At 65.5% G+C, this 19,072-nt stretch carries 16 protein-coding genes; 3 read left to right on the plus strand and 13 right to left on the minus strand.

Features of this window, described 5'->3' with window-relative positions; translation table 11 throughout:
- Window positions 1-14 precede the first annotated feature (14 nt).
- The 4 genes from ffh to ftsY form a co-directional block, all read right to left on the minus strand.
- On the minus strand, window positions 15-1,652 hold the full coding sequence (gene ffh, locus G7Y29_RS06915) for a signal recognition particle protein (protein WP_165002572.1): 1,638 nt from the start codon (window positions 1,650-1,652) through the stop codon (window positions 15-17).
- A gap of 80 nt (window positions 1,653-1,732) precedes the next feature.
- On the minus strand, window positions 1,733-2,077 hold the full coding sequence (locus G7Y29_RS06920) for a P-II family nitrogen regulator (protein ID WP_165002573.1): 345 nt from the start codon (window positions 2,075-2,077) through the stop codon (window positions 1,733-1,735).
- Between the two features lie 9 nt (window positions 2,078-2,086).
- On the minus strand, window positions 2,087-3,520 hold the full coding sequence (locus G7Y29_RS06925; RefSeq protein WP_165002574.1) for an ammonium transporter: 1,434 nt from the start codon (window positions 3,518-3,520) through the stop codon (window positions 2,087-2,089).
- A 166-nt stretch (window positions 3,521-3,686) separates the two neighbouring features.
- A complete protein-coding gene (gene ftsY / locus G7Y29_RS06930) occupies window positions 3,687-5,321 on the minus strand; it encodes a signal recognition particle-docking protein FtsY (protein ID WP_165002575.1) in 1,635 nt (544 codons plus the stop codon).
- A 65-nt stretch (window positions 5,322-5,386) separates the two neighbouring features.
- Here ftsY and G7Y29_RS06935 point away from each other — a divergent pair, with 65 nt between their 5' ends.
- Window positions 5,387-5,908 carry an META domain-containing protein gene (locus G7Y29_RS06935; protein ID WP_165002576.1) on the plus strand — a complete coding sequence of 174 codons (522 nt, stop codon included), beginning with the start codon at window positions 5,387-5,389 and terminating at the stop codon, window positions 5,906-5,908.
- On the opposite strand, the gene smc is transcribed toward G7Y29_RS06935, so the two are convergent.
- The 8 genes from smc to gdhA form a co-directional block, all read right to left on the minus strand.
- Window positions 5,905-9,351, minus strand: a complete 3,447-nt coding sequence (smc, locus tag G7Y29_RS06940) for a chromosome segregation protein SMC (RefSeq protein ID WP_165002577.1) — start codon at window positions 9,349-9,351, stop codon at window positions 5,905-5,907. The genes G7Y29_RS06935 and smc overlap by 4 nt on opposite strands.
- 281 nt (window positions 9,352-9,632) lie before the next feature.
- Window positions 9,633-9,917 (minus strand): acylphosphatase, encoded by a 285-nt coding sequence (locus G7Y29_RS06945; protein WP_165002578.1) that lies wholly within the window; start codon window positions 9,915-9,917, stop codon window positions 9,633-9,635.
- A complete protein-coding gene (locus G7Y29_RS06950; RefSeq protein WP_165002579.1) occupies window positions 9,910-11,412 on the minus strand; it encodes an alanine/glycine:cation symporter family protein in 1,503 nt (500 codons plus the stop codon). Before G7Y29_RS06950 ends, G7Y29_RS06945 begins: the two co-directional genes overlap by 8 nt.
- Before the next feature lie 48 nt (window positions 11,413-11,460).
- Window positions 11,461-12,285, minus strand: coding sequence for a bifunctional DNA-formamidopyrimidine glycosylase/DNA-(apurinic or apyrimidinic site) lyase (mutM, locus tag G7Y29_RS06955; protein ID WP_165002580.1), 825 nt, complete (start codon window positions 12,283-12,285; stop codon window positions 11,461-11,463).
- A 2-nt stretch (window positions 12,286-12,287) separates the two neighbouring features.
- A complete protein-coding gene (gene rnc, locus G7Y29_RS06960; protein WP_165002581.1) occupies window positions 12,288-13,085 on the minus strand; it encodes a ribonuclease III in 798 nt (265 codons plus the stop codon).
- Window positions 13,082-13,612, minus strand: a complete 531-nt coding sequence (locus G7Y29_RS06965) for a YceD family protein (RefSeq protein WP_165002582.1) — start codon at window positions 13,610-13,612, stop codon at window positions 13,082-13,084. Before G7Y29_RS06965 ends, rnc begins: the two co-directional genes overlap by 4 nt.
- A 32-nt stretch (window positions 13,613-13,644) precedes the next feature.
- Window positions 13,645-14,454, minus strand: a complete 810-nt coding sequence (locus tag G7Y29_RS06970; RefSeq protein ID WP_165002583.1) for a DivIVA domain-containing protein — start codon at window positions 14,452-14,454, stop codon at window positions 13,645-13,647.
- Between the two features lie 116 nt (window positions 14,455-14,570).
- Window positions 14,571-15,917 (minus strand): NADP-specific glutamate dehydrogenase, encoded by a 1,347-nt coding sequence (gdhA, locus tag G7Y29_RS06975; RefSeq protein ID WP_165002584.1) that lies wholly within the window; start codon window positions 15,915-15,917, stop codon window positions 14,571-14,573.
- A 237-nt stretch (window positions 15,918-16,154) separates the two neighbouring features.
- On the opposite strand from gdhA, the gene G7Y29_RS06980 reads away from it, so the two are divergent.
- The gene (locus tag G7Y29_RS06980; protein WP_165002585.1) at window positions 16,155-17,330 is read left to right on the plus strand and encodes a glycerate kinase; all 1,176 of its coding nucleotides are present in this window, start codon (window positions 16,155-16,157) and stop codon (window positions 17,328-17,330) included.
- On the opposite strand, the gene G7Y29_RS06985 is transcribed toward G7Y29_RS06980, so the two are convergent.
- Window positions 17,300-17,698 (minus strand): hypothetical protein, encoded by a 399-nt coding sequence (locus G7Y29_RS06985; protein ID WP_165002586.1) that lies wholly within the window; start codon window positions 17,696-17,698, stop codon window positions 17,300-17,302. The genes G7Y29_RS06980 and G7Y29_RS06985 overlap by 31 nt on opposite strands.
- 31 nt (window positions 17,699-17,729) lie before the next feature.
- Here G7Y29_RS06985 and G7Y29_RS06990 point away from each other — a divergent pair, with 31 nt between their 5' ends.
- A complete protein-coding gene (locus tag G7Y29_RS06990; RefSeq protein ID WP_196820130.1) occupies window positions 17,730-19,064 on the plus strand; it encodes a DUF4921 family protein in 1,335 nt (444 codons plus the stop codon).
- Window positions 19,065-19,072 lie beyond the last annotated feature (8 nt).

The raw sequence follows: 19,072 nt of genomic DNA on the forward strand, positions 1-19,072 counted from the left end.
GAGCGCGCGTAGACCTACTTCCCTTTCTTCCCCAGATTCTTCATCGCCTGGGAGAAGTCGAGGTTATTCAGGTCGAGGCCTTCCATGCCGGGTGGCATCTTCCCACCACCGGGCATACCCGGCACACCGCCGCCCGCACCGCCGAGCTGCTCCTGCATCTTCTGCAACTCCGCCATGTTGGGCATACCGCCCGGCATACCCGGCATAGCGCCGCGGTTCTTCACCGGCTTGCGCTTGCCGTTCTTGCCCTTGCGACCCTTGGGCTTCTTCTTCGTCGCGCTGCGGCCGCCACCCATACCCGGCATTCCGGGCAGGCCGAACTGGCTGGCCATCTGCCCCATCATCTTCTTCGCCTCGAAAAAGCGCTCAACGAGCTGGTTGACATCGGCCACGGCAACGCCTGAGCCGTTGGCGATGCGCTTGCGTCGAGAGGCGTTGAGGATCTTCGGGTCCTCGCGCTCTGCTGGGGTCATACCGCGGATGATGGCCTGGATGCGGTCAAGCTGCTTCTCGTCGACCATGTCGGCCATCTCGTTCATCTGCTTGCCGCCGGGCATCATCTTCAACAGGTTGCCGATGGGCCCCATGCGGCGGACCATCAACAACTGGTCGAGGAAGTCCTCCAGCGTCAGCTCACCGGAGCCGAGGCGCGCGGCGGCTTTCTCTGCCTCCTGCTCGTCGAACATGGTCTCGGCCTGCTCGATGAGAGAAAGCAGGTCGCCCATACCGAGGATGCGGCTGGACATGCGGTCGGGGTGGAATACGTCGAAGTCGTCGAGCTTCTCGCCGGTGGACGCGAACAGGATGGGTTTGCCGGTTACCTCGCGGATGGACAGGGCTGCACCGCCGCGGGCGTCACCGTCGAGCTTGGTCAGCACCACGCCGGTGAAATCCACGCCGTCGGCGAAAGCCTGGGCGGTGGTGACCGCGTCCTGGCCGATCATGGCGTCAATGACGAAGAGGACTTCGTCCGGGTTGACAGCGTCGCGGATGTTGCGCGCCTGGGTCATCAGTGTCTCGTCGATGCCGAGGCGGCCCGCGGTGTCGATGATGACCACGTCGTTTTTGTTGCGGCTGGCGTGCTCGATACCCTCGCGCGCCACTGCCACAGGGTCGCCATGGGAAGTACCCATCTCGTGCTGGTGGGAGTCCACGGAGGTGCCCGGGTCCGGTGCGAAGGTGGGCACCCCCGCGCGCTCGCCGACAATCTGCAGCTGCTGCACCGCCCCGGGGCGCTGCAGGTCGCAGGCCACCAGCATCGGGGTGTGGCCCTGCTTGGTCAGGTGGTTCGCCAGCTTGCCGGCGAGCGTAGTCTTACCGGCGCCCTGCAGCCCGGCGAGCATGATCACGGTCGGCGGGTTCTTCGCCATGTTGAGGCGGCGGGTCTCGCCGCCGAGGATGGCAGTGAGCTCCTCGTCGACGATCTTGATCACTTGCTGCGCCGGGTTGAGGGCCTCGGAAACGTCGGCACCGAGTGCTCGCTCCTTGACCCTCTTGATGAAGGCGCGGACCACGGTGAGGGAGACGTCCGCCTCCAGCAGCGCGAGGCGGATCTCGCGGGCGGTGGCGTTGATGTCGGCCTCTGTGAGCTTGCCCTTGCCGCGCAAGCCACCTAGGGCAGTTTGTAGGCGGTCGGACAGTGACTCAAACACGCGGGGTACGCTCCTTGAGGTTTTCGGGCAATAGGCTCGTTACAGCCTAGCGCGTGCCGCGGACAATCAGAACTTTCCGCCTACCCCAGGATGGCGTCGTCGTCAGTCTCACCGGTTCGCACCCGCACGACGCCTTCGACCGCGGTGACCCACACTTTGCCGTCGCCGACCTCGCCCGTGTAGGCACTGCGCACGAGCGTATCGACGGCCCCCTCAACCTGACTGTCCGTCACCAAGACCTCGATCTTGACCTTGGCGACGAACGGGGACGAGTATTTGGCGCCTCGGTAGTACTCCACGTTCGCTCCCTGACGCCCGCGCCCCTGGGCCTCAGTCACCGTGATGCCGCAGACGCCGATGGATTCGAGGGCTTCCATGACGTCGCTGAGGGTGAAGGGTTTGACCACTGCTGTGATGAGTTTCATGACTTCTCCTTATACCTTCGTTTGGGATGTGGCGGCCGGAGCATGTTGGGTGTGATGGAGGTGATCTTCGCGGGCTGCGTTGAGGCCGAGCTCGGCTGCAGACTTGTTGCCCGCCGGAACGCCGCCGGGGCGCATGCCCGGGCCCCCAAGGTCGTAGCCCGTCTCGCGGTGGACGGAGTAGTCAATGCCGTCGAACTCCTGCTCGCGGGTGACCCTCCAACCGACCGTGTACTTGATCGCCAGCGCTATCACGAGGGTGAGCAGACCCGCGAAGACCACGGATACCAGAGCAATGACTACCTGCACGGCGAGCAGCTTCCAACCTTCCGCTCCCCCGCCCGTGAGGATGCCACGGTCGCCCGCAAAAAACGCCAATCCGATAGTGCCCCACAGGCCGGCGACAAGGTGGACGCCGACCACGTCGAGCGAGTCGTCGTAGTTGAAGATGTATTTCAAGCCCACGCCGACGCAGGCGAGGATTCCTCCGATGAAACCGAGGATGAGGGATGAGACGGGGGCGAGATCGCCGGCGGCTGGGGTGATGGCCACCAGGCCGGCGACGAGGCCGGAGGACGCGCCGAGCGAGGTGGCGTAGCCGTCGCGAAGCTTCTCAATGAGCAACCAGCCCAGCATCGCCGCAGCCGCCGCCGCGGTCGTGTTGATCCACGCCATCCCCGCCAGACCGTCGGCAGCAAAGGCGGACCCGCCGTTGAATCCGAACCAGCCGAACCACAGAAGCGCCGCGCCGATCATCACCAGCGGCAGGTTATGCGGCCTTGAGTTCGACTTCGGGAATCCCTGGCGCTGGCCAATAACGAGGGCGAGGACGAGGGCCGCGGTGCCGGCCGAGATGTGCACGACGGTTCCGCCGGCGAAGTCGATGGGCGCGACTGCCGCTTCACCGTCAGCGTCGCCGAACATGCGTGAGGCGATCGACCCTTCCGCGTGGCCGAGCAGGCCTCCGCCCCACACCATGTGCGCCAGGGGGAAGTAGACCAGGGTGACCCAGATCGCGGCGAACAGCACCCAGGATCCGATCTTCACACGGCTGGCGACTGCGCCGGAAATGATCGCGGTGGAGATGACGGCAAAGGTGAGCTGAAATCCGATGTCGATGACGTTGGCGTATCCGCTGGCGCCTTCGATGTAGTTTCCGCCTGCGTCCACGATCGAGTTGCGCAACCCGAAGAATTCAAAGGGGTTGGCGAAGACCCCGCCGATCGATTGGCTGCCGTAGGACATGGACCATCCCCACAGGACGTACACCACCGTGACAATGCCCAGGGATGTGAACGACATCATCATCATGTTCAGTACGCTGCGGCGCGAGGACATGCCTCCGTAAAAAAGCGCGAGCGCGGGGGTCATCAGCAGCACCAGGGATGCAGAGATCAACATCCAGCTCGAGTTACCTGCAACGACGGCCGTTTGGTCTGTTATCACCGTTATCACCTCTCAGAAACCTATCGGTCGACAGTTTTGACAGAATGACTATAGAACGACAGGTATATTCCGTAAAAGTGTTGGCAGGTATGTGGGACGAACATCACAAAAACCCGCCTTCCACGGGGGAAGGCGGGTCGTTAGGGTGTCGCTGAGCGACGGGCGGCTACCCCAGCAGAGCGTCGACGAAACTCTCCACCTCGAAGGGCGCGAGGTCGTCCGCCCCCTCGCCCAGGCCCACGAGCTTGACGGGCACCCCGAGCTCTTCCTGCACCTGAAAGACGATGCCACCCTTGGCGGTGCCGTCGAGCTTGGTCAGCACGACACCGGTGATATCTACAACCTCGCGGAACACGCGTGCCTGGGTGATGCCGTTCTGCCCGACAGTGGCGTCGAGGACCAGCAGCACCTCATCGACATGAGACTTTTTCTCCACCACGCGCTTGACCTTGCCCAGCTGGTCCATGAGGCCCGTCGCGGTATGGAGGCGACCGGCGGTGTCGACAAGTACGACATCTGCACCCTGATCCACGCCGGTAGCGACGGCATCGAAAGCGATAGAGGCCGGGTCTGCACCCTCCTTGCCGCGGACCGTGGCGGCGCCGACGCGGCGGCCCCACGTCTCCAGCTGGTCCGCGGCTGCGGCACGGAAAGTGTCGGCCGCGCCGAGCACCACCGAGTGGCCCATGGACACCAGGACGCGCGCGAGTTTGCCCGTGGTTGTCGTCTTACCAGTGCCGTTGACTCCGACGACGAGGATGACCGCGGGCTTACCGTCGTTGGGCATGGCCTTGATCGCCCGATCCATCTCGGGGCGGCCCGCCTCAACCAGGGTTTCGCGCAGCATGGCGCGCGCCTCGGCCTCGCTGGCGACGCCGCGCTCGGCAATCTTCCCGCGCAGCGACTCGGTGACCTTCAGCGTCAGCTGCGTGCCCAGGTCCGCCATGATGAGGGTGTCCTCGATCTCCTCCCAGGCGTCCTCGTCCAGGTCGCCCGCGGTCAGGATACCGAGCAGGCCCTGGCCGATGGCGTTCTGCGAACGCGACAGCCGTCCGCGCAGCTTGCCGATGCGCCCAGCTGCCGGGGCGATGTCGTCCAGCGGCTCGCTGGTGGGGGGTGTAGCGACGATCGCGTCATCAGAGGCAACCGCCCCCTCCTGGCGCGCGGATTCCGCGACCTCCGCGGTGACGGCTGCAATTCCGGCGGCCTCCTCGGCTTCTTCTTCGACGACAGCCTGGTTCACCGGCGTCTCCGCGTCTTCAGCTTCAAAGGCCTCCTCGACGATGTCGCGGCCTTGGGGCGACAGGCCCTCCCCCACGGCGGGCTCCTCCAGCGGCGCTTCCGCCAGCTCAGCCTCGGGCTCGGTCTCGTTCTCGGGCTCGGCGGGACCTTCGTTGAGTTCATCGACGACGTCCGCCGCGTCGTGAGTCAGTTCGACCTGCGGCTCTTCCGCAGCAGTCTGCTCAGCGGAATGCTGCGCGAGTTGCTCGTTTAGCTTCGACATGGCGGTCGAACCTCCGGCGGCGGCGCTGTCCGAGGCCCTGTCAACGCGGACCGGTTCCGGCTGCTCCTTTGCAGGGGCCGCCTCTGCAGGGGCGAACGAGAACCCGCCCTTAGCCTGGTAATTGCCCGATTTCTCCTGCTGCGTCAGCTCCTTCGGCGCCTCCGCTTCCGACTTTTCGAAGGAGACGGTCTTCGATTTCTTGCGGTTGTTGCCCACCACCACAACGCCGATAATGATCAGGGCGATCACGGCGACGGCGATCAGGATCCAGAGAAGAGTCGTGTTCATGCCCTCCATAGTGCCAGCCGTTTAGGTACTTTTGTGCATGGTGTCCGCGCCCACCCGGTGTTTGAATCGAAGCCATGAACAGCAACCGGAAACTTTCTTTGGCACTGGGTGCCGGTGTCGCCATCTTCCTCGGCACGTGCTCCCCCGTCAGCAACGCCTCCGCCAGCTCCAGCAGCACCAGCATTTTTGGAGGCTTAATGAACTCACAGTCCCCCACGCCTGCGATCGTTCCGCTGCCCGCGGACGCCGTTCCCGCCACCGGCGGGGTGCTCGCCCGGGTGATGGACACTGAGTGGGTCCCCCAGCCCGCACACGGCAAGACGCGGGTCAGCTTCGCACCGCAGCACGGAACGGAGGGATTCAGGGTCGAGGGCGGGCCGTGCAACGGCTACGGCACCGTCATCCACCCCGATGCAGATTCGGGCCGCTACACCACGACCCCGTTGCCCGTTACCCGAATGGCGTGCGACTCCTTCGAGTACGAGGGGGCCATCACGCAGGCTCTCCAGGACGCCAACGCCTTCTACGTTGCCGGCGACGACACCCTCTACCTCGCAGGCAACAACGGCGCGCTGAAACTGGTCCGCGCCGACTAGGAGGCTGCCGGAGACGGGTTCATCCGCTGGGAAATCACCCGCGTGACCCCGTCGCCACGCATCGTCACCCCGTAGAGCACGTTGGCCACGTCCATCGTCGGCTTCTGGTGGGTGATTACGATAAGCTGCGAGTCCCGCCGCAACTCCTCCAACAGGGCGATGAGCCGGCGCAGGTTGACGTCGTCAAGCGCGGCCTCGACCTCGTCGAGCACGTAGAACGGGCTGGGCCGGGCACGGAAGATCGCCACCAAAAATGCGAGGGCGGTCAGCGACTTCTCCCCGCCCGAGAGCAGCGACAGCCGCTTGACTTTCTTGCCCGGCGGGCGGGCCTCAATCTCGATGCCTGTGGTGAGCATGTCATCGGGATCGGTGAGCACGAGCCTCGCCTCCCCGCCAGGAAACAGCGTGTGGAACACCGCCGGGAACTCCGCCTCCGCGTCCGCCCAGGCGTCGGTGAACAGTTTCAGAATCTGATCGTCTACGTCGTTGATCACGCCCGTCAGGTCCTTGCGCGCCTGGATCACGTCGTCGAGCTGGGTGCTTAAAAAGGAGTAGCGCTCCTCCAGTGCCTTGTACTCCTCGAGCGCGAGGGGATTGACCTTGCCCAGCGCCCGCAGGTCCTTTTCCGCCTGGGCGAGGCGCGCCTGCTCCGCAGCGCGGTCGAAGCTCCCTTCCGGAGCGTACTGCGCGAGCAGGTCGCTCACGGCGATGCCGAGGGACTCCGAGGCTTTGGCCTCGGCCTCGTCGATGCGCACCTGCGCCTGTTCACGAGCGATATCGGCGCTGTGGGCGCTGTCTGTCAGCCGCGCCAGCTGCTGGCGCGTGGCACTCACCTGTTGGCGCGCCTGCTGCGCCTTCGCCCGCAGGGCCGTGACCTCGCCCGAGAGCCGGTCGCGCTCAGACGCCGCGCGGGTGAGGGCGTCAGCGACCCGCTCGGCCACGTTGCGCGCGTGCGCGGCGACACTCGCCGCCAGCTCCGCCTGGGCCTTCTGCTTGGCGACGCCCGCCTCGAACCGCGCCTTCGCCGCCCGCTCATGCTCTGCTTGGCGACGCAGCGCGTCTCCCCGGCCGGCCGCCGCCTCCGCCGACTGCTGGGCCGTGCGCGACGCAAGCGTGGCCTCCATTTCCATGGACTTGACCTGGTTCAGGGCCGCCTGTGCACGGTCGCGCTCGGCGGTCGACGGCTCGGCCGACTCTGCGGTGTCCGCGTCGACGCGGGAGAGTCTGTCGCGTGTCTCCGCCAGGTCCTCCTGCTTCTGGCGCAGCCGGGCGTCCGCCTCGGTAGCACGCTGGGCGGCGCGCTCGTGCTCCCGTTTTTGGGCGTCGCGCTGTTGTGTGAGGCGCGCGAGGTCGCGCCGCCACGCCTCGAGGTGTGTGTCGTGCTCGCGCAACGCAGCTTTCGCCGCGGCAGCCGCGACGCGGGCGTCCTCAGCGGCGAGCTTTGCTCCCTCGAGTGTGCCGGATAGCTCGTCTAGGCCTTCACGCGCGCGGTCCAGTTCGGTGGACGCGCGCTCAATCCGGGCGTTGACCTCCACGGTTGTGGTCTGGCCGGAACCGGCGGCGACCCAGCCCTCCCCCACGAGAACTCCCGAGCGTGTGACGGCCCGCAGGCGTGGGTCGTTGGCGACGATGCGTCGGGCCTCCGCGGCGGTGTCGGCCAAGGCGACGTCGACAAGCATGCGGGTGACGGGACCTGTGACAGACGCATCGATGCGCACGTGATCGAGCAACCAATCGACGGGCGCGTCCGAGTCTAGGCGCCACTCGCTGCCGCCGGCGCGGTCAATAACAATGGTCCGCTCGGCCTGGGTGAGGGCGTCCGTGACATCCCCCTGGCCGACGAACGCCTCGGCGAACGGCCCGAGAGCCGCGGCCAGCGCCTTGTCCGCGCCACTATCTGCGGAAATTAGTCCCGCCAGCGGGCCGAACCCATCGCCCAGTACAGCGGCGGCGTCCTTCTTCGGGGCCTGCTCGGAGAGAGTGGCGATACGCGATTCCAGCGTGAATACCGCACGCTCGCGCTCGCGCTGGGCCGCACGCAGTTGGTCGAGGCGCTTCTCAGCGGCGTCGGACTCGGCGGCCGAGCGCACGTGAGAGTCGCTGAGTGGCTTGCGGCCGGTCTCCATGTCGGCCACTTTCTGGGCGATCTCGGCCGCCTCCGCATCCGCGCTCCGCGCGCGTCCGCGGGTTTCCTCCAGGGTTTCCGCGAACCGGGCGATCTCCGCTTGAGCCGCGACAACCGCCGCCTGCTGGCTTTCCTCCTGCGCAAGAAGACGCACTACACCCTCGCGCCGGTCTGCGATGGCGCGGACCTGCGCCAAGTGCTCACGCTCGACGGCGTCGAATACTTCTTGGCGCTGCGCGATCTCCTCGCGGAAGGACTCCAGCTTTTCCGCGGCTTCCTCGGCGCGTTCGAGGGCGTCGGCGTACTGCTCGTCGGCGATGCTGGCGCGGGCCAGCAGGTCGTCCGGGTCCTGCCCTTGGTAGGTGACCTGCCCGCCTGTGTTGGCAGCACGCTCGGTGGCGATGCGCACCGTCGCACTCACCCGTTCCGCGAGCGTGGACAACGCGAACCAGAGCTGCTGCGCTTCCTCCGCGGCGGGCTCGGCCTCGCGCTGGCGTTCCTCGATCTCCTCCTGCTGTCTTACCGCTGCTTCGAGAGCTGCGGTGACGGTGTCGACCTTCTCTTTGACTAGGGCGGCGTTGGCGGAGGCGTCGCTAAGCTTTGCGCGGAGGGTGAGGATCTGGTCCGCCGCCAGCGTCAGCCGCGCGCTGCGCAGCGTGGCCTGAACCGTGGCCGCGCGCTGCGCCGCCTCCGCCTGCCGTGCCAACGGCTTGAGCTGCTTGCCCAGCTCCTCGGTGAGGTCGGTGAGCCGGTCGAGGTTCGCCTGCATTCCCGTGAGCTTGCGCTGCGCCTTCTCTTTGCGGCGGCGGTGCTTGAGCACGCCGGCCGCCTCCTCGATGAACGCGCGGCGCTCCTCTGGACGCGACTCAAGGATCTCCGCAAGCTTTCCCTGGCCCACGATGATATGCATTTCGCGACCGATGCCGGAATCCGATAAGAGCTCCTGGATGTCCATCAGGCGCGCCTTCGAACCGTTGATCTCGTATTCGGACGCACCGTCGCGGAACATGCGGCGCGTAATCGCCACCTCGGTGTACTCGATGGGCAGGTGCTTGTCGGAATTGTCGAAGGTCAGCGTGACCTCGGCGCGGCCCAAAGGCTTGCGGTCGCCGGCGCCGGCGAAGATCACGTCCTGCATCGAACCGCCGCGCAGGTTCTTCGCACCCTGCTCGCCCATCACCCACGACAGGGCGTCGACCACGTTCGACTTGCCCGATCCGTTTGGCCCGACCACCGCGCAGATGCCGGGCTCGAATTTCATCGTGGTCGCCGACGCGAAGGACTTGAAGCCCTTGAGGGTCAGCGATTTGAGGTGCATTGTTCGGATTCTAGGGCAGGTGTTGCGGTTGGCGGGGGTTAGGCGGTGCGGCGGGGTGGAGCGTGGTGCGAGATGTCACGGTGAAGCATTTCTCGACCGTGACCGCCTGGGGTTTTGCGGCGGCGGTTTCGTTCACTGTGACATCTCTGCCTTGGAATTCCGCAACGCACGCAGCCTAGGTTCGATGTCACGGTGAAGCATTTCTCGACCGTGACCACCTGGGGTTTTGCGGCGGCGGTTTCGTTCACTGTGACATCTCAGTACGACACAGACCGCCGCGGCTAGCGCTCCTCGAACCCCTTCACATCCTTTGGTTCGGAATACTGCTCCACGACGGTGTCCACGCGTCCGGGTCGACCGGAGCGAGTGGGTTGCTCACGAAGCAGTTCCAATAAAGCGTCGACGTTCCCCCGAATGCCCTCGGCGACCACCTCGACGCGGCCGTCGTCAAGGTTTTTGGCGTAGCCCGCGAGTCCCAGCTCGAGGGCGCGTGACCGGGTCCACCAGCGGAACCCCACGCCCTGCACGTGGCCGTGGACGTGCGCGGTGAGCCTGGTGTCAGGCATCGTTGTCGGCCAGGGTCACCCGGTCTTCAATGCTGCGGCGGGTGACCGGGTCGGAACCGTCCCAGTACTCCACATTCTTCAGCTCCGGGAGCATGTCGCGGTGGAATACCGGATCAACGCCCTGGCGGCGCTGCTCGTTGAAGTTGCTCAGCAGCTTGATGGCCACGCCGCCGAGCGGAACAATCGCGATGATGTTAATGATGGCCAGGGTGCCCGCCATGGTGTCGCCAAGCGCCCACACCAGCGGAATCGAACCGAAGGCGCCGAAGAACACGAAGCCGAGAACGAGTACGCGGAACACCGTCATGACGGTCTTCGACTTAGTCAGGTATTCCACGTTCGCCTGGGCGAGGTAGTAGTTGCCGATGACCGATGAGAACGCCAGGAAGAACAAGATGAACGTGATGGCGTGCGCTCCCCATGAACCGACGGAGTCTGCCAGGGCAGACTGTGTCAGCGAGGCGCCTTGGATGTCCTCCAAGCCGTAGGTGACCGGGGGGCCGAGCAGAACGATGAACGCGGTGATGGAGCAGACCAGCAGGGTGTCGAAGTACACGCCGAGGGTCTGCACGAGACCCTGTTTGACCGGGTGAGACACGGTAGCCGTCGCAGCGGCGTTCGGGGCGGAGCCCATGCCGGCCTCGTTGGAGAACAGGCCGCGGCGCATTCCGTGTGCGAACGCCGCCCCCACGGTCGCACCGGCGACCTGCTGGAATCCGAGGGCGCTGCCGACGATCTGCGAGATCATCCGCGGGACCTCCCCGATGTTGATGATGACGACGGCGAGGCCGATAAGAATGTACGCACCCGCCATGAACGGCACAATGACCTGGGTTGCGGAGGCAATGCGGGTTACACCGCCGAAGATGATCGCGGCGGTGAGCGCGGCGATCACAACGGCGACAACGCCTTTCAACGTGTTGCTGTCGTTGCCCAGGGAGCCGCCGACAGCTTCCACGATCGAGTTCGTCTGGATCGCGTTGTAGACGAAGCCGTAGGTGAGCGCGAGGAACACCGAAAAAATGGCAGCGACGGGCTTCCACCCCAGACCGCGCGTCATGTAATACGCCGGGCCGCCGTGGTAGTTGCCTTCCTCGTCCTTCGTTTTCCACAGCTGGGCGAGCGTGGATTCGATGAAGGATGTCGCGCCGCCGACGAGGGCGATGATCCACATCCAGAACACGGCACCCGGCCCGCCGATTGAGATGGCGAGCGCAACACCGGCGATGTTACCGGTGCCGACGCGCGATGCCGCAGAGATGGTGAAGGCCTTGAACGCGGAAATGCCTCCGTACTCGGCATCGAGGTCGCGGCCCTCCCGGTCTTTGCCCTTCGGTGTTTCGGCGACGGCCTTGAACATGTCCGGCAGGAGGCGGATTTGGACGAACAGCGTGCGGAGGCCGAAATAAATGCCCGCCGCGATGAGGAACCAGGGAACGATGTCCCAGATGAACCCGTTGATCGCCCCGTCGACGATCTCGTATGCTTTTTCCATGCGGGGAAGCTTAATAGAGAGCTGGAAAGTTCGTGAAATGAATCACAGCTAAAGCGTCTGGCAACCAGGGCAAAAGGTGCTCGAGCGTCCGTTAATCACGACTTTCCGCAGATCCTCGCCGCAACGCAGGCACGGATGTCCTGCCCGCCCGTAGGCGTTCAGGGAGCGCGAGAAGTACCCGCTGGACCCGTTGACTTTGACGTAGAGAGAGTCGAAGCTCGTCCCGCCCTGCTCGAGAGCGCGGGCCATGACGTCGTGCGACTCCTGGAGCAGGCGTACGGCGTCGGACTGCCGCAGGGAACGCGCGCGGCGCGTCGGCTTGATGCCTGCGGCCCACAGTGCCTCGTCCGCGTAAATTGAGCCAATACCGCTGACCACCGCCTGATTGAGTAGCACGGTTTTCACCGCAGAGCTCTTGGCCCGAATGAGACGCGCCCGCTCGACCATATTGAAGGAGCCCTCGAACGGGTCGGGGGCGATGTGGCCAATGGTGTCGGGCACGCCGTCCTCCCCTACCCCGACGTGCTGCCAGGACCCGAAAGTGCGCTGGTCCACGAATGCCAGCTCGAGGTCCCCGAGGGTTGCTCTGATCCGCAGGTGGGGGCTCGACACCGAGCCCGGCTGGCCGACGAGCATCTGCCCGCTCATGCGCAGGTGGACCATGAGCGCGGCGCCGTCGCTAAGCAGAAGCCACATGAATTTGCCGCGCCGGCCCGTGCCGGTCACGGTCAACCCAGGAAGAACAGAAGCGAGCTCGACGCTGCCGCCACGCACCGCACGCGGGTGCAGCACCTCAACCGACGTGAAAGTGCGTCCCACCAGGTGGGTGTCCAGGCCGCGGCGCACAACCTCGACCTCGGGGAGCTCGGGCACTACTAATGCTCCGTCGGCGAGGGCGCGACAATCGACTCGGCGGTGTAAGCGACGGCCTCGGGGTGGTCGCGCAGGAAAGCGACAGCCTCCCGTGCGGCCTCCTGCTCCGCGAGCTTTTTGTTCGGACCGACCCCGCGGCCGCGGGAGTGCGCGCCGACAAACACGTCGGCGGTGAAAGTCTGGTCGTGATCCGGGCCTACGGAGGTGGCGCGGTACTCCGCGGTCGGGGCCTTGAGCTCGGCCAAACGCTCCTGCAACGCGGTCTTCCAATCCTGGTGGCGGCCCGTCGCGGTGGCGCTTTCCAATTTCTCGGCGAACAGCCGCAGAATCACGCCGCGCGCGGGCTCGAACCCGTGCTGGCGGTAGATCGCACCGAACAGGGCCTCGGTGGTGTCCGCCAGGATGGAGTCCTTGTCGCGGCCGCCGGTGACCTCCTCACCTTTGCCCAGAAGCACATGGGCGCCCAACCCGATCTCGCGGGCGACGTCGGCGAGCCCGTAGCGCGAGACGATCGACGCCCGCATCTTCGAGATGTCGGACTCAGGGCGCGAGGGGAACTGCTCGTAGAGCTTGTTGGCCACAGACAGGCCCAGCACGGCATCGCCGAGAAACTCGAGGCGCTCGTTGTTGGGCAGCGGACCGTGCTCGTTGGCGAAGGAACGGTGAGTCAGTGCCAGACGGAGCAAGTCAGTGTCCAGCTCGACACCGAGCGCGGCCATAAGCGGGGCGTGGTCGACAGCGGTGTACGCCGTATCCCAGGCGTCCTCACCTGTAATTTTCTTGCGGCGGGAGCGGCTCACAGGAACTTCTCCAGCCCTGCCCAGCGGGGATCGACCCGGTCCTCCTCACCGGAGACACCGTCCGGGGCCGGTACCTCGTCAGCGTCGGCGCACTCGGGCTCACACACCGGGTTGAACGGCAGCGTCATGCCCATCTCGTCCACAAAGGCCTGCTCGAGATCGACCATGTCGTCCACGACTGCCATGATCTCGTCGCCTGAGCCCCTGTCTTCGTCGTCCAGTTCGGCACCTACGATGAAATCATCGTCAGCGGAAAACACCTGGCTGACGGTCGCGGAGAACTCCGGGGTCAACGTCGCCAGGCAGCGGACGCACTCGCCTCTGAGGGTTCCGTTCGCGGTGGCGTCGACAAGCACTCCCGATCCTAGCGGGGTGATGGTGGCCTCGACGGTGACCTCCGCACCCTCAGGCAGCGCGATCATTTCCGGCCCGATGCGCGAGGGCGAAGGCCCCGTCTGGGTGGTGGTCACCGGAAGGCCGTCACCGTGGACAGCCTCGGAGACGTTGACAACAAAAGGATTAGCCATAACAGCCCCAACCCTACCGCGATTGGCCGGAACTAGTAATCGGCGTCCGCGGCGGGGTTTTCAGTGCGGGGGCGACGAACGCGCTCTCGACGCTCACCCCTGTCGACGCGCTCACCGCGCGGGGCGCGATCGTAGCGCTCGCCTGCGTTGACACCGGATGCACCGGCACCACGGCGCAGGGCCGAGCGGTCCGAGGACACAGTGCGTAGGACCGACGAGAGGGACTCCTCGAACTCCGCCAGCTTGGAATCGACGTAGCTGTCGCACTCCGCGCGCAGGCGGGAGGACTCGGAGTGCGCCTGCTCGACTAGACGGTGGGCCTCCTCGTCGGCGCGTCGCATGACCTCGGACTCGGAGATGAGTCGCTCCTGCTCCGCCAGGCCCTGCTCCACGGAGCGCTGGTACTCCTGGTTGCCGTTCTGGATGAGACGCTCCGCCTCACGCTGCGCGCCGGTGACGGCTGCATCGGCTTCCTCGCGGGCGCGGCCGATGGTCATTTCGGCGTCTTCCTCGGCGTTGGCCACGAGGAGGGTCGCGCGGGCCTGAGCGTCGGAAAGCATGTCTTCGGTGCGCGTGTGCACGTCGGACATGATGCGCTGCGCGTCATCCTCCGCGTCGCCCACAATGACGTCGGCGCGCTCCTGCGCTCCGCGGAGGATTTCGTCCTGGTTGTCCAGCACGTCTTGGGCGTCGTCGATCTCATCGGGGTATGCGTTGCGGATGTCGTCGAGAAGAGCGAGCACTTCGTTTCGGGGCACCATGCAGTTGGAGGTCATCGGCACGCCGTAGGCCTGCTCCACAATGTGGACGAGTTCATCGAGGGCTTCGAATACGCGGTACATGGTTCCCCAGCGTACTTTGCGTATCGACGCGAAAAGGTTCGGCGCGCGGTCACCCGCGCACCGAACCTTCTCAAGGGTCGCCTCCGTCGAAGGGGGCTACCCGCTGTTCAGAGGTGTTAGATCACGCCCTGCGCCAGCATGGCGTCGGCGACCTTCTTGAAGCCGGCGATGTTGGAACCGACGATGTAGTCACCCTCGCGGTCGTATTCCTTCGCGGTCTCATCCGACATCTTGAAGATGTTGGACATGATCGTGTGGAGTCGGCCGTCGGTGTAGTCGAAAGTCCAGGAGTCGCGGGAAGCGTTCTGCTGCATCTCGAGTGCCGATGTAGCCACGCCGCCGGCGTTGGCAGCTTTGCCCGGTCCGAAGCTGACCTTGTTCTCGCGGAAGACCTCGACGGCCTCCGGGGTCGACGGCATGTTTGCGCCCTCGGCGACGTACTTCACGCCGTTGGCCACGAGTTTCTTGGCGTGCTCGCCACCCAGCTCGTTCTGCGTCGCGCACGGCAGCGCCACATCCGCGGACAGGTCCCAGATGCTGCCGGCGTCGTGGAAGGAAGCGCCCTGAGTCTCGTCGACGTAGGCGGAGACGCGCTCGCGGCGGTTCTCCTTGACGTCCTTGAGTAACTCAACGTCAACTCCGTTCGGGGTCTCGACCCAGCCGGAAGAGTCGGAGAATCCGACGACGGTGGCGCCGAGCTCCTGGGCCTTCTCGATGGCGTAGATAGCCACGTTGCCTGAGCCGGAGACGATGACCTTGGCACCGTCGAGAGACTCGCCGCGCGCCTTCATCATCTCGTCGGTGAAGTACACGCAGCCGTAACCGGTGGCCTCGGTACGCACGAGGGAGCCGCCCCAGGTCAGGCCCTTGCCGGTGAGGACGCCGGACTCGTGCTGGTTGGCCAGGCGGCGGTACTGGCCGAAGAGGAAGCCGATCTCCCGGCCACCGACGCCGATGTCGCCGGCGGGCACGTCACGGTACTCGCCGATGTGGCGCCACAGCTCGGTCATGAAGGACTGGCAGAAGCGCATGACTTCACCCTCGGACTTACCCTTGGGGTCGAAGTCGGAACCGCCCTTGCCGCCGCCGATGGGCAGACCGGTCAGGGAGTTCTTGAAGATCTGCTCGAAGCCCAGGAACTTGATGATGCCTAGGTTGACCGAGGGGTGGAAGCGCAGACCGCCCTTGTAGGGGCCGAGCGCGGAGTTGAACTGCACGCGGAAGCCGCGGTTGACGCGAACCTGGTTGTTGTCGTCGGTCCAAGGAACACGGAAGATGATCTGGCGCTCCGGCTCGCAGAGACGCTCGATGAGGCCGTAGTCGGCGTAGTAGTTGTCCTTCTCTAGGACGATCTTGAGCGAGTCCAGAACCTCGGCGACCGCCTGGTGGAACTCCGGCTCACCGGCGTTGCGCTTGAGAAGCTTGTCGTAGTAGCTAGCTACTTCCTGTTCGATGTTGGTCATGCGAATCCCTTTCCGTGGATGTTCAGCCGTCAGAGGCCGGCTGCGGGAACCGTCCGAGCAATACCTAGTGTTCGGCAGGTTTCTACGCGCCCAACAATACAACCCACACGCGGATACGCAATACCGATTGCCCGATAATTTTTGATCGGGCCCGGTTCGGACATCTAAGCCCGGCGGATAAAATGGGCTCTCATCACGAGTTTCCGACCACCTTCCTCACGACACCCGAGGTCAACTATGACGCGCATCACGCCCGATTCCACCCGCTCCGCAGGTTTTTCCGTCCCCGCTCCCCCGCCCACCGTGGTGATCGCTCCCGACGCTTTCAAGGGGACCGCTACCGCCCAGCAGGCCGCGCAGTGGCTTGGCGACGGCGTGCGCAGCGTGATCCGCGACGCCCGCGTCATCGCCGTGCCCATGGCCGATGGCGGCGAGGGCACCTCGAGTCTCTTCGAAGGTCAGCGGATCACCCTGCCTACCACCGACGCCGTCGGCCGCCTGACCGAAGCCACCTACACCTTCGACGCAGCCACCCAGACCGCATACATTGACGTTGCCGCTGCCACGGGGTTGCCCGCCGTGGCGGACTCCCCCGCGCCCATGACGGGAGACACCTACGGAACGGGCGTGCTCGTCGCAGACGCGGAAACCCGCGGTGCGCGACGTGTCGTGCTGGGCTTGGGCGGGTCGGCCACCGTCGACGGGGGCACTGGCATTCTCGTCGCTCTCGGCATAAATCCGCTCAACCAGCAGGGCTACACGCTGACACCCGGTGGAGGCGCCCTCGGCGACCTCGCCGACTTCGATACCGCAAAGATGAACATTCCCGCCGCCTCCATGGAATGGATCCTGCTTGCCGACGCCCTCGTTCCCGCCACCGGCGAGCGCGGGGCCGCCCGCGTCTTCGGCCCGCAGAAAGGAGCCAGCGAGGCGGAGGTCGAGGCGCTCGACCGCGCCTTGGCGAAGCTGTGCGAGGTCACAGGTGTGGACGGCACCACGCCCGGGTACGGCGCGGCCGGCGGCATCGCCATCGGCGTGAGCTGGGTGTCCACCCTCCTGCATGGCACCGGCGACCACGTCAGAGTTCTGCCCGGCGCGAAAGTGGTGGCCGAGGCCAACGACCTGGCCGAGAAGGTAGCGGACGCCTCACTGGTGATTACCGGCGAGGGCCGTTTCGACTCACAGACCGCCGAAGGCAAGGTCGTCTCCACCGTGCTCGACATCGCCGCCGGGACAGACGCTGCTGTCGCCGTCGTGGCGGGCTCCTTCGAGGCCAAGGTGGAGTCCAGAAACCCCCTCATCACGGTGGCACTGGAAGGCCTCTCAGGCGAGGGCGACGTCCAGGAGCAGCTCACCCGAGCCGGCGCCGCCGTCGCTACGGATTACCTGCGGATCTCCACAACCCAGGGGTAGATCGACGGCTGCTCGAAGCGCGACTCCTGCGCCAGCGCCGCCGGGTCGCGCGGCAAGTCCGCCTTCGGGGTGAGGATGCGCGACAGGCCCATCGCCAGCTGGTTATAACTGGATACGCCCTCGGCAGTGATCAGATAGCGGTGCGGGAGCGCGCCGGCCTCGTCCGGGTCCTCGCCGCGGTCTGTCCTGTAGACGTCTTTGAGCTGTGCGTTGGTGGAGGCGTCGATAAGCGCACTGCTGTCATGCTCGACTGAGGCCGACTCGAGCATGCCGCGACGCACAAGGATGTCGAGCGCGCGGGAAAACGCCTCGCCGACCTCGGCGGCGGCGGCATCGGGGACGAGGACGTCGAACTGGATCACGGGCATGGACACAGGTTAGCTAATACGCTTAACCTCCATGACCTTCCCCGTGCACTCCTACCGCGACGCCCTGTCCACGATGGCCGACGGGACGATCAAGCAGATCAACCCCTTCTCGGGAACCGAGGTGTGGACGGTACCGGGGCGCGGCAACCGGCCCCTGTCGAGCCCGCCCAAGGACCCGAAGCCGCTCGCGCCGGAGGATTTCACTCACGCCTGCAATTTCTGCGAGGCGCGTCCCCTGGCCACACCACCGGAGAAGTCGCGCATGGTGCTCGATGACAGCACCGAGCTCGGTTGGCGAATCGAACGCAATCTGTTGCCCCACCAGCTGGGCGATACTCGCGCCGAGTTCCGCCGCGTGCCCAACTTGTTCGAGATCGTCTCCTACGACTACTGGAACAAGAATTACGACTTCGTAATGCCGGACGAGCAGCAGGATCATATGGAGAATTACCTCGCTGATCCCGCGGGCCGTAACCACGTTTTCGACATCGTGCGCACGCGCCTCAAGGCCAGCGGCAAGAACCCGGACGTGAGCGAGGAAGAGCTGCTCGGACTCGCTCCGGCTTACTTCGGCGGCGGCCACGACGTCATCATCGCCAGGCGGCACTTTACCGACGGTGCCGACAACACCTCGCAACTCGCATCCTCGGGCACGCTCACCCCCGACGAGCATTATGGATTCATCGCGTTCACGATCGATGCCATGCACGACCTATACGACCGCAACCGCTACGCGCCGTACGTCGTGGTGTTCCAGAACTGGCTTTCCGCGGCCGGAGCCTCCTTCGACCATTTACACAAGCAACTTGTAGCCATCGACGAACGCGGGGTGCAGTCCGAGATGGAAGTGGCGAAGTTGCGCCAGAACCTGAACATGTACAACGAGTGGGGCGTGAACTACGCCTTCTACAACAACCTCGTCGTCGCGGAGAACGACCACGCGATCCTCATCGCGGGCATTGGCCACCGCTACCCCACCATGAGCGTCTACTCCAAGGCCGCCTCCCCCGAGCCCTGGAACCTCAGCGCGGAGGAGGTACGCGGGTTTTCCGACCTGCTCCACGCCGCCCACGCCGCGACCGGCCCTAATGTGGCCTGCAACGAGGAGTGGCACCACAAGCCCGTCGACCTGGATGTACCTATGCCGCTGCGCGTCAACCTGAAGTGGCGCGTGTCCACCCTCGCCGGGTTCGAGGGCGGCACGAAGATTTACGTGAACACGCTCTCCCCGCATGACATCCGCGACAAGCTGGTGGTCAATCTGTACAAGCTTCGTGATGAAGGCGCTATCGCCGACGGCATCCGAATCTCAACGGAGTGCACCCCGGCGCGTAACGTCCTGCGCTACAACCCCCGCCTCGCCTGACTCGCAAC

The sequence above is a fragment of the Corynebacterium qintianiae genome (genome assembly GCF_011038645.2).
Lineage (GTDB): Bacteria > Actinomycetota > Actinomycetes > Mycobacteriales > Mycobacteriaceae > Corynebacterium > Corynebacterium qintianiae.